Origin of the sequence: Acinetobacter yuyunsongii, assembly GCF_041021915.1 — a bacterium.
In the GTDB taxonomy this organism is placed as follows: domain Bacteria; phylum Pseudomonadota; class Gammaproteobacteria; order Pseudomonadales; family Moraxellaceae; genus Acinetobacter.
The window spans coordinates 1224402-1236135 of sequence record NZ_CP157435.1; the positions used below are offsets into that span (position 1 = coordinate 1224402).

Here is an 11734-nt window from a genome sequence, read left to right on the forward strand (position 1 = left end):
AATTTTTTGGTGGTGTTTCAAAAAGTATGCTGAAACAAAGCAGGTTGAATTTTGATAAAATAGAGAAATGCGAATAACTCTAGAAATCAAATGTCCAACCTGCCTCAGTGACAGTATAAAGAAAAATGGTATCAAAGTAGATGGGAAACAAAACTATCAGTGCAAAGACTGTAAACGTCAGTTTATTGGTGACCATGCTCTGAGCTATCTAGGATGTAATTCAGGCATTACTCGAAAAATATTACAGTTGATGGTCAGAGGTAGTGGTATACGAGATATCGCTGAAGTTGAGCGAATCAGTATCGGTAAAGTTTTACGTACTTTAACCGAATCGACCTACCAAATTCAGCCTAAACAAAGTCATTATGAGTCTCTTGAAGTTGATGGGTTTTGGACTTTTGTGGGAAATAAAAATAATAAACAATGGCTTATTTACGCCGACCATCGAGAAACAGATGAGATTGTTGCTTATGTTTGGGGTAAAAGAGACTTAGCTACAGTTCAACGATTGAAGATAACGCTTAAACAATTAGGTATTCACTACATGTCAGCATACTTTTTGAAATACCACCCCTAATTTATTTAATGCTTTCTGCATATCGTCAAAGGATGCCATAAGATCACCCTTATCCATGATTTTTAAAACTTCTTCTTCAGTTACTTTATGGTTGTAATAACCATTAAGAAGGGTTGCAATCGATGCAGCACCGCAAGAAAAATCAAGATCTTGTTTTACGATATTATGATCACGGATTTGTTTCCATGATTTTACTTTAATCTCATTGTGGTAGTGATTGAAGTAAATGGGATTTGCATGAGTGAATTGTGTCATTAATATAGTCTAATGAAAAGCTTATTCATAAATAATTCTTAGTAAGTATGTTGTATTTCATATATATTCCTATTTTTTATGATCAAAAACATATAGAATTAGTATCATAAATGAAAAAAATATACATACTATTAAAGAAAGAGCCATACTATCTATGAATACAAATGAAATTTTTTTAATAAAAGCATCTAACTCAAGTGGAATCCTATTATTCTTATAGTCTATGAACGTGAGAGCTAAAAAGCTTATAATAGTAAATAATATAAAAGAATATATGGCAGCAAAAGTTTTATTCTTATTTTTAATTTTCTCCAGTATTTTGCCAATAATAAAAAATCCAATAATTGTACAGATAACAGCATTCAGTATTAATGATAGTAAACCATTTACTTCCATAGAATTCCTTAGTTTTCATATCCAGAATTAATTAAAATTTAGGTGGTGTTTCAAAAAGTATGCTGAAACAAAGCATGTTGAATTTTGATAAAATAGAGAAATGCGAATAACTCTAGAAATCAAATGTCCAACCTACCTCAGTGACAGTATAAAGAAAAATGGCATCAAAGTAGATGGGAAACAAAACTATCAGTGCAAAGACTGTAAACGTCAGTTTATTGGTGACCATGCTCTGAGCTATCTAGGATGTAATTCAGGCATTACTCGAAAAATATTACAGTTGATGGTCAGAGGTAGTGGTATACGAGATATCGCTGAAGTTGAGCGAATCAGTATCGGTAAAGTTTTACGCACTTTAACCGAATCGACCTACCAAATTCAGCCTAAACAAAGTCATTATGAGTCTCTTGAAGTTGATGGGTTTTGGACTTTTGTGGGAAATAAAAATAATAAACAATGGCTTATTTACGCCGACCATCGAGAAACAGGTGAGATTGTTGCTTATGTTTGGGGTAAAAGAGACTTAGCTACAGTTCAACAATTGAAGACAAAGCTTAAACAATTAGGTATTCACTACACCCGAATTGCAAGTGATCATTGGGACAGTTTCATAACTGCTTTTAAAAACTGCAAGCAAAGTATTGGTAAATTTTTGACTGTAGGTATTGAAGGTAATAATTGCAAAATAAGGCATCGAATTAGGCGTGGTTTTAGAAGGAGTTGTAATTTTTCAAAAAAGATTGAAAACCATTTTAAAGCTTTCGACTTAACCTTTTTTTACATCAATAATGGCTTCATTTAATGTCAGCATACTTTTTGAAACACCACCCGGTTGTACCTGACGTCATCTGTAATACGGGTGGTGTAACCGTATCTTACTTTGAATGGGTTCAAGATATGTCGAGCTACTTTTGGTCTGAGGAAGAAATTAACGAAAGACTGGATAAGTTGATGATTCAAGCCATTAACGATGTATGGTATAAATCAAGCGAGAAAGAATGTACCTTACGTACTGCTGCCTTCATTTTAGGTTGTGAGCGTATTTTAAAAGCACGTAAAGAGCGTGGTATTTTCCCTGGTTAATTTTATTTTTTAGCTTAGCTTTCAAAATGACCTTAAGACTGATGTTTTAAGGTCGTTTTTTATTGTTGAATTAATCCAAAAAGAAATCTTTCTGTAGATTGGTATTTCCAGCGACACATGCATATTGAGAAAAGTCAGTGATGCCAATACGAGACAAAGCTTGTTCATCAGTGAGGCTTTGCCCTGTGAGTTCACCTCTAGCCGTGCTATAAATCGCAAAAGCTGCATCTGCCATGATCTGTGGTTTTCGGCTGACCTGTAAGGTATTTTCCTCACCTAAATTCTTCGAAACTGCTGCTGTTGCGATATAAGTTTCAGGCCAAAGCGTATTACATGAAATACCATAGTGACGAAATTCTTCCGCCATGCCTAAAGTCAGAATCGTCATACCGTATTTAGATAAAGCATAAGGTGCAAGCATACCGAGCCATTTTGGCGACATATTTACAGGCGGTGATAAGCTTAAAATATGTGGATTTTCAGCTTGCTTTAAAAAGGGCAATGCAGCTTGTGCGCAGATAAAGGTTGCACGATGGTTAATGGTTTGGATCAGGTCATATTGTTTTAACGATGTGGATTCCACCCCCATTAATGCAATTGCACCTGCGTTATTAATCAGCACATCAATTCCGCCAAAGGCTTTGGCGGCTTGTTGAATAGCGGTATGAATTTGTTGCTCATCTCTAACATCTAGTAACAGTGGCAATGCTTTGCCGCCTGCAGCTTCAATTTCTTCAGCCACACTATAAATTGTACCTGTTAATTTAGTGGTCTCGACTTCGGTTTTTGCTGCAATCACGACATTCGCACCTGCCTGAGCTGCTTTTAACGCAATCGCTCTGCCAATACCTCGACTGCCGCCCGTAATAAAAACAGTTCTTCCTTGCATATTATTCATTGATATTTCCTAGATTTGAGTTGTTGTAAACGTTGAATTAGATCATAAAAGGGTGAGCAAATTTTTCAGGATCATAGAGTCGACGTTGCTTGGCAATCTCTACAATTCGATGGCGGAGCTGACGTTTGATCACGGCATAGGTTAGGCGGTGCTTTTGTGCCATATCTTCTGCAAATTTAAACACTTCATGACTTAATGTTTCGATTGGTTCAATTTGATGAACGAGTTGGGATTGTAGACATTCAGTGCCTGTCATGGTTTTGCCTGTCAAAGACATTTCCCAAATTGCATGTTGATTAGGAAGTAGTTGCACAATTTCAGCAATGATATCTGTAAAAGGAATGCCCAGATGGACTTCTGGAAAGCAAAAACGTCCTCGATCTGATCGCATAAATCGGAAGTCACAAGCAGACGCGAGAATTGCACCGCCTGCATAAGCATTACCACCGATTTCAGCAATTACAGGTAAGTTGAGTAATGCTAAACGAAGCAACATATTTTCAAGTTGCAGGGTAAAAGCTTTTTTATCTTCCAGCGATTTTTGCATTAACCAAGCAAGGTCTAAGCCGTTACAAAAGGTTTTAGGATGCTCACTTCGAATAATTAAACAGGCATTATTTTTATCACTTTCAATTTTATCAAAAATAGCAAAATATTCTTCTAATACCGCTTTATTTAAAGCATTTTCCTGATTGCCATTCGTCAAATTCAGCACATAGGTCGATTGCTGTTTATCGAGTGTCATGGTTGCCATTTCAGCAATTCCCCATTGTTTTAGTCATCAATCTTGAGGTTATTATTTCGAAGAAAATGCTCGCTCAATAGGGGAGACTATGCCATATTAATGATCATTTTAGGACATAGGATGTGTCATGCGTGATCCTTTTGGATTGTTTCAAGAAACCATCTCTGTTTCTTATGCCCATGTATTATTAGAAATCGTTTATGAATATGGCATTGATGCACACATCGCTTTGTATGGAACGGGATTGATTCCGACTGAAATGCAACAAGCCGACGCCAAGATGAGTGCGCATCAATGGTCAAAATTGGTGGTGAATGCGTTACGATTGACGGGGAATCTGCGTCTTGGGATTGAATATGGGTTTAGGTTACGCCCAACTTCGCATGGGGCTTTAGGGTTTGCATTTCTCAGTTGTGCGGATGTTGAAACGGCGTTAAGTCTTTGTCAGCAGTATTTCTGTACCCGCATCCAGAACTTTATCCCTGAATGGCGTATCGAGGAAGACTTTGTCTATGTCTATTTGGACGATGTACATCCTGTTAAATTTGGCAATGAACAGCAATCTGATCAATTACGGCACTTTATGATCGAAAGTTTGCTATTTGGAGCAATTCATTTTCTTACCTTATTTTCTGAGAAAATTGCAGAAAGTTGTGAGGTTTTTGTGGATTGGGCAGATGCTCAGAATTATGAAAAAATTGATTTATCCCAGATAAAGATTCATTTTAATCAACCACGTAATGGTTTTCGATTTTCTAAAAAATATTTACATTGTAAGAATTTGAATGCAGATCAAGTCGCATTCCAACAGGCTATTTTGTATTGTGAAAATGACAAGCTTAAACTCGTAAAAGAAAGTACACGGGACTTACAAAAAAGTATTCGTTCCGAGTTGTTATATCATTCCAGTCACGGTTATCCCTCACTTACATTAATTGCGCAACGTTTAAATATGTCAGAACGAACGATTAAGCGGCATTTGCAAGCACAGGGCACCACATTTTTGCAAATCTTGGCTGAGGTTCGGTTTAATCAAGCCAAGAAATTACTACAACAGCAGCAATATAGTATTCAGGATATTGCTGGCTTGGTAGGGTATGAAGAAGCCACCAATTTTATTCGTGCCTTTAAAAAGATGTTTGGGGAAACACCGAGTCAGTATCGCAAGTATAATCTATCCAAACTGAATTAATTGGGTATTTGACGTTGAATCGTTGTAATGAATAACTCTAGCGAATGCTGAATTTGTTCTGTCCATTCAAAAGAACAATTCATACGAATAAAATGTTGATGTGAGGGCAACACATTAAATAAGGGACTTGGCGCAACACCAATATGATGCTGAATCAGTTGCTCATAGATTTGCATACTACTGACTTTGTCAGGGAGTTGAATCCACAAAAAATAACCATTTGGATAGTTATACACCTTACAGTCTTTCGGTAGATGTTGTTTGAGATATTGAAAGAATTGCTTTTTATTCTTTTCTAAGGCACGTCGCAGAGTTCTTAAATGCTTTTCATAATGATGATGAGAGAGGAACTCCACCAGCGCATTTTGAATCAGCGCATTGGCAGAAATAGTACTCATCAATTGTAAATGTTGAATATGTTCAGAGAATTTACCTGCATAGACCCAGCCCATACGGAAACTTGAACCTAAGGTTTTAGAAAAAGAAGAGCAGTGTAATACCAGATTTTGTTGGTCAAAATACTTCATTGGCAATGGTTTTTGGCTGCCATAAAACATTTCTTCATAAACATCATCTTCGATTAAATGAATTTGATGTTCATGCAACAATTTAGCGATTTTATATTTGATGTCATCGCTGACAGTAAAACCAATTGGGTTATGTGCATTCAGCATAAACCAACAGACTTTGATTGGATAATTTTTGATGACTTGTTCAAAAGCTTCAATGTCAAAGCCATGCTGTGAATGTTCTGGGATGGTGATGACTTTTAAACCCAAACGTTCAGCAGCTTGCCAAGCACCATAAAAAATTGTTTGCTGCAATAAAATATAATCACCAGGTTGCGTAATGGCTTGTAGTGAAAGATTTAATGCTTCTAGTCCACCTGATGTAATGACAATGTCATCTGCATCGGTTGGAATGCCTTGCATACAATAGCGTTGCGCAATTAGCTTTCTGAGTGCCAAATTACCGGGAGGTAAATTTGAAGTTTGGTCATAACTATGTCGATTGCGAGAAAGTTGCCCCATGATTTGAATCAGTTTTTGAGGATACAGCAACTGACTGTCTGGAAAAGCAGAACCTAATGGGCTGACGTTGGAAGATTGAATTGATTTGAGATATTTAAAAACGAGTGAGTTAATTTCAATTTTCGGATTTAAAGACACCACTGAATAGGCTTGTGGAATCTGAATATGATTTTGCTCAGCCACAAAATAACCTGACTTTTCTTTTGAATAAATCAGCCCTTGTGCTTCCAGTTCTTGGTAAGCATTCATTACGGTAATCAGACTGAAACCTGATTGTTGTACTTGCTCACGTAAAGAGGGTAACTTGGTGTGTGGCTGCCAAGAACCATTTTCAATAAGCAGTTTCAAGTTATGTGCTAATTGTTCTGATTTATACATAAAATAAAGTAAACCCGTATTGATGGAATAGACCTCATCTAAAAGCTATTCCACCCATTTTTTAATAAGCAAACATCAAGAGTAATCTAAATAGACCTGCAAAGATGGCGAGTGCAAAAAGTCCGACTAACCATAAGATTATAAACCATTGGGCTGGATTTAAATGCAGCGATTTTATTTTCATACAAAGCTCCTAGTGATAGCCTTCATCACCAATACGGACTTTATTCCGAAATACTCAGTACGACTTTCTATGCTAAAGTCTTGCGGTGTTTGCATCCAACTGTTAGAGGATACTATCCAAAACATGGAAATACAGGTGCCGATTGCAACCATGAGGGTAGCAACAAATGCGCTTTGGGGTTGACCCGTCCCCAACCACAGAGCATGATGCCGAGGAACCCCGCATTATAAATGGGATTTTGACTACATAGCCATTTGCATTCCAGCATAGCAAGAAAACAAGCGAGACCAATCGAGGCGGCAGGAAAGATAATGTGAACTGAAACAGTAAATGCAAAATGTATCCGAGCTAATTCTAAAGCAGTTAGACCAAGATCCATAAATGATCTGTTATATTTTTTTAGCGAAACTCTGTAGCTATTCAGTTGTTTGTACCTGATTCAAAATAGCATCAAGCAACGATGCAGTGTGTTAAATATTGATCAAGCATTGTAAGTCGTTTGAATGACACTAATTCGGACTGAATGGCGTATGACTATGTTTATCACTAAAGAACTTAATGCGTTGACTCAGCTTTTTCAAAGCAAAGTCCCTTCGCAAGCGGTACAACAACAGCTAAGTCTAGAATATGTAAATCTGGAAGCCACTTTATTAAGGGGCAAGGTACTGAGAGATTTTTCTAAGGAGAAGGTCGCTTATATTGCTCAAGCTGAAATAGTGGAAAATGATAATAATCTAGCCTATTTATTTGCACCATTTATGATTGCTAATTTAAATCAGCCTGTGATTTATACCACGCCAGTCTCATCCTCTGTACTTAAGATATTGAATCAATACTATCAAGCTGAGAAAAGTGTCAATCTTAAAATCGAAGATGTCATCCACAGCCTCAAGCTTTATATCGAGCTGGTCGATGATGCAAAAGCAGAGCAAGATTTTCTGTTCCGTTGTTTAGTCAAAGCATTGTGTCGTACAGATATTTTTCATATTTTCTTGGTTACACATTTATCTTTAGATCAGCAACAGATTCAAATCCTAGAAGATTATTTTGATGTAAAAATTGATGTGATTCACGCTGATCGTAGGCCAAGCATGCTCAATGATGAATTGATTAATACGCGTAGGCTGCTATTTAAAAACAAAGATGAAGCACACAAAAGCTTATGTACTTTGTTTTCAAGTCTTAATGCAAATCTAGTCGCGAAGATTGGTCAGTTTAGTCCGGTCCAAGCGGCACATTTAATCGAGGATATGTTCTATTCGGAACATATTTTTGAAAAGTTATCGATCTATGCCGAATACATGCAAACCCGTATTCAAAATGGCGCTAGTTTTAAGGCTCTATCCACTATGTAGATTGTTATGAATTAAATTTTAGTCTTTCAATAGGAGCAGAACTTATGTCTCAACAGCAATCAAGATTCCCATACCTTGCGGTTGGAATCAGTATTTTATTGGGTTGTTTATTTTTAGTCTTTTTCTTTCTGGCTGTGAGCAATCAACCTGATTATATGCCATCGCAACAGAAGCAAAATGCTGCTCATGTACAATCATCAGCTCAATCGAAGCAATAGCTTATGTTTTTTAATCCGAAGCTTGGTTTTTCTCTCTTACTGGTGATTTTGAGCAATTGCCAGTAAGTTTTTTTGTTTTGGGCTTGGTTGTAATTGTTAAAATCAAGAGAGATTTCAACGCTCTAATTGTTCGAATGAGACAAATCAAGAATAGAAAAGAAGCATAATTCATGTTAATCCTATCTGTAGCAAATGTTAAAAAATAGCTCAGATGAGGGCAACATGATTGATAACTCAGAACAAACCATTCATAAGCAAGAAAATACTAATTTTGCCAGAATTGAACCCTATACCCAACCCGCAGGTGGATGGGGCGCATTACTGAGTGTCGCTCGAAATCTAAAAAGGCAAGATATTTTAAAAAAAAGGTTCAATTACTTTACTGAATATTTAGGGTCTGTTGACACTTACTGTTCATAATTAACCCTATAAAGGTAGCCATAAAAATATACAGGCTAAAGCAACAGAACTTTGATAATTTCTTTTGCTTTAGCTTGCATATACATTTGGTTGCCATTATGAAATGTCAACAGACCCTAATCATTTCATAAGTATTATTTATAAATAACAGGCATCTACAGGTTTTTTTACAAATGATAGTCTGTAAGAAAAAAATCACCTTTTTGTTAATTTGCGTGTTCAAGTCGATATTTTTGTAGTATTCTTTCGTGAAGATTGTCAATAAAACCGTACAATTTATCAATAAAAAATCAATTTTACATTTTTGTGGGTTATGAAACATGATAAGCCGATTCAAGAAAAGTGCTGTCTCAAAAACTTCATTTATCGCTTTATTTGGCTTGTTTATTGGATTTCATAGTTCTATTGCATTTGCTCAACCAAAAGCAGGAAGTAGTATCACGAATATTGCAAGTGGTGACTTCTATGATGAACAAGGTAATTTGCAAGTTATTAATTCAAATGCAGTTATTTTAACTGTTCAACCAATTTACTCTTTAACTTTACAAAGTAATCAACAAAATATCGGGACTATTGGAAGCAAAGTTAACTTCCCGCATGTTTTAACCAATACAGGTAACATTGTAGACGACTATAAATTAAGCCTTACTCAGTTAACGAATGATCAATTTGATTTGGAAAATATCGCAGTTTACATCGATCGGGATCAGAATGGCGAGCCTGATGATAATAATAATTTACTGAATTCAACCACAAGTTTTCGCTTAGAAGGTGGCGAGTTTGCCTCATTAGTTGTCGTTGGAAGTATCCCAACCAACCTAACTGCAAATAACGTCGCTAATTTTACTTTAACAGCTACAAGCCAGCATGATAATGCAATCGCTATGACCGTAAGTGATACAGCAAAAGTTGTGGATGATGCTGTAATTCAAGTAACGAAATCACAGAATATCAGCACGGGTAAAACAGGTACAGAAATTACCTATACGTTCACATATAGCAATACAGGGACTGCACTAGGGCAGTTACTAGTTCATGATACCTTGCCGAGTAATGTTACATATCAGGCAGAAAACGCCAGTTGGAGTAATGGTACGATTACATTAACAGAGGCGGATAATGACAATGAGGCAGGTAGTACTGCTGAATCCGTCATGAACTATAAATATGTAAATGGTGAGGTGGAGTTTAAACTTACAGGCATTGCCGCATTAAGCAAGGGCACAGTGAGTTTTAAGGTAAAAGTTAATCCAAATGCAGCGAAAAAGATCAATAACACTGCGAACTATAAACAGTATAAAAACAATACAACTACTTTATTGAAAGACACCAACACCAATACTGTTATTTTTAATGTAGAGCAAACTCTGGGTGTTGTACTGAACAATAGCCCAAGTAACGCGAATGATGATGGCGAGCCAAATGGTGGCTTGCGTAACTTAAACCCCCAAAATAATACGTTTGGGGGTGTAGCAAAAGAAATCCAGTTTGATAACTATGTTTGGAATACAGGACAGGCGACGGATACTTATAATTTAAGCTTCGTTAAAAGTAATGTACCAAGTTGTGCTGTAGTTCGTTTATATCATGCAGATGGTCGTACATTGCTGACAGATACTAATGGCGATGGTGTCATTGATACAGGTGGATTGGCTTACGGCACTTCAAAAAGAATTAAATTAGGGGTTTATTTCCCAGCGAATTGTACTTCTACAAGTACAATGGATTTCGACATTACCGCAACTTCTGTAACAGATACTAATATAAAAAATAGTACGCGTGATCGATTAGTCAATACAGTTGCTGTGGGCGAAAGCGATTTGTATAACAGCAACAATTCAGGTGTGGGGGTTGGGAATGTTACTGGTTCAGGTGGGCAAGCCTTATTGGTGAAAAATGCTGTAAAAGGTGCAACAGCTGTTTTCCCACTTGTTATTCGAAATAACAGCACGACCTCAAATAATTATAATTTGTATGCATCGAGTACAGAGATTGACATTAATAGTATCAATACGACGTTACCAACAGATTGGGTAGTGAAGTTCTATAATGGTGATGCAACATGTCAGACCTTACAAGGTGAAATTACCAGTACTGGCAACATGGCGGCTGGAACAACTAAACAGTATTGTGCCGTTGTCACTGTTCCTGCAAATACGACTTTAACAAGTTTACCAATTTGGTTTGCTATGAAATCACCGATGAATGCTCAAGGTGATAGTATTAAAGATCAAGTTGATGTAGCAGTACGCAAGTTGACTTTAGCAAATGATCAACAAGGGCGGATTAATGTCGGCGGTACGGTTGTATATCTGCATACATTAAAAAATATGGGTACATTTGTTGAAGGTGATACAAGCGGAAAAGTAAGTCTTAGCGTAGTCCCTCAAAACATTAATGATGGTTTTATTTATACTTTGTATTACGATGCCAATAATAATGGTGTATTAGATACTACAGATCCGATCGCTACTGATTTGTCTATAACAGGTGGATTAAACCCTCAAAGTTCAGTTCAGCTAATTTTAAAAGTTCAAGCTCCATTAACTGCAGTAAATGGTATTTCTAGTGCAGCAAATATCGTCGTCTCTGCCACGAATACAATCCAAGGTTTAACACTTACAACAATTCAAAATACAGATTTAACAACAGTTGATCCTACGCAACTTCGTCTGACCAAAGAACAGTCTAAAGATGAAGCATGTGCACTTATGAATGTTGCCACTGCGACCTATGCAAGTAACCCATTGACGATTAAGCCAAATCAATGCGTTACCTATCGTTTAACAATTAAAAATGATGGTTCAACACCAGCAGCGAATGTTGTGATTAATGATGTTGTACCTGCTTATAGTATTTTGCGAAATACATTGCCGCCGTCAGTGAGTAAGGGTTCTGTAGCTGTGAGTGGAGATCAAATATCTGGAAATATTGGAGCACTTGCACCACAGGAGCAAGCAGCGTTGTATTTTTCTATTCAGGTTACACCTTAAGTTAGGCGG

The 11734-nt window shown here is 36.7% G+C and carries 9 protein-coding genes and 4 pseudogenes; 8 read left to right on the plus strand and 5 right to left on the minus strand.

Translation table 11 applies throughout. From position 1 onward, the window contains the following. Positions 1-67: 67 nt before the first annotated feature. Positions 68-544: pseudogene (locus ABLB98_RS05865) on the plus strand (IS1 family transposase); the annotation flags it as partial. Positions 545-547: 3 nt separating this feature from the next. Here ABLB98_RS05865 and ABLB98_RS05870 read toward each other — a convergent pair. Then, a complete protein-coding gene (locus tag ABLB98_RS05870) occupies positions 548-832 on the minus strand; it encodes a cysteine peptidase family C39 domain-containing protein (protein WP_348883735.1) in 285 nt (94 codons plus the stop codon). 496 nt (positions 833-1328) lie between these two features. Here ABLB98_RS05870 and ABLB98_RS05875 point away from each other — a divergent pair, with 496 nt between their 5' ends. Continuing rightward, positions 1329-2030, plus strand: coding sequence for an IS1 family transposase (locus ABLB98_RS05875; RefSeq protein WP_369028929.1), 702 nt, complete (start codon positions 1329-1331; stop codon positions 2028-2030). 29 nt (positions 2031-2059) lie between these two features. Continuing rightward, a pseudogene (locus tag ABLB98_RS05880) lies at positions 2060-2311 on the plus strand (Glu/Leu/Phe/Val dehydrogenase); the annotation flags it as partial. Between the two features lie 70 nt (positions 2312-2381). Here ABLB98_RS05880 and ABLB98_RS05885 read toward each other — a convergent pair. Both ABLB98_RS05885 and ABLB98_RS05890 read right to left on the minus strand, forming a co-directional pair. Further along, a complete protein-coding gene (locus ABLB98_RS05885) occupies positions 2382-3209 on the minus strand; it encodes an NAD(P)-dependent oxidoreductase (protein ID WP_348883477.1) in 828 nt (275 codons plus the stop codon). A 37-nt stretch (positions 3210-3246) separates the two neighbouring features. Beyond that, a complete protein-coding gene (locus ABLB98_RS05890; protein WP_348883475.1) occupies positions 3247-3963 on the minus strand; it encodes an enoyl-CoA hydratase/isomerase family protein in 717 nt (238 codons plus the stop codon). A 118-nt stretch (positions 3964-4081) separates the two neighbouring features. Here ABLB98_RS05890 and ABLB98_RS05895 point away from each other — a divergent pair, with 118 nt between their 5' ends. Next, positions 4082-5146 (plus strand): helix-turn-helix domain-containing protein, encoded by a 1065-nt coding sequence (locus ABLB98_RS05895; RefSeq protein WP_348883474.1) that lies wholly within the window; start codon positions 4082-4084, stop codon positions 5144-5146. Here the strand turns inward: ABLB98_RS05895 and ABLB98_RS05900 are convergent. Next, positions 5143-6555, minus strand: a complete 1413-nt coding sequence (locus tag ABLB98_RS05900; RefSeq protein WP_348883473.1) for a PLP-dependent aminotransferase family protein — start codon at positions 6553-6555, stop codon at positions 5143-5145. The genes ABLB98_RS05895 and ABLB98_RS05900 overlap by 4 nt on opposite strands. 246 nt (positions 6556-6801) lie before the next feature. Next, positions 6802-7118 (minus strand): annotated as a pseudogene (locus ABLB98_RS05905) (cytochrome ubiquinol oxidase subunit I); the annotation flags it as partial. 157 nt (positions 7119-7275) lie between these two features. On the opposite strand from ABLB98_RS05905, the gene ABLB98_RS05910 reads away from it, so the two are divergent. The 4 genes and pseudogenes from ABLB98_RS05910 to ABLB98_RS05925 all read left to right on the plus strand — a co-directional run bounded on the left by ABLB98_RS05910 (position 7276) and on the right by ABLB98_RS05925 (position 11725). Then, positions 7276-8094: a hypothetical protein gene (locus tag ABLB98_RS05910; RefSeq protein WP_348883478.1), complete on the plus strand. Its 819-nt coding sequence runs from the start codon at positions 7276-7278 to the stop codon at positions 8092-8094. 44 nt (positions 8095-8138) lie between these two features. Further along, a complete protein-coding gene (locus ABLB98_RS05915) occupies positions 8139-8312 on the plus strand; it encodes a cbb3-type cytochrome oxidase assembly protein (protein ID WP_005159516.1) in 174 nt (57 codons plus the stop codon). A gap of 225 nt (positions 8313-8537) precedes the next feature. Further along, positions 8538-8703, plus strand: a pseudogene (locus ABLB98_RS05920) (hypothetical protein); the annotation flags it as partial. Between the two features lie 349 nt (positions 8704-9052). Beyond that, the gene (locus ABLB98_RS05925) at positions 9053-11725 is read left to right on the plus strand and encodes a hypothetical protein (protein ID WP_348883472.1); all 2673 of its coding nucleotides are present in this window, start codon (positions 9053-9055) and stop codon (positions 11723-11725) included. The last annotated feature ends 9 nt before the right edge of the window (positions 11726-11734 follow it).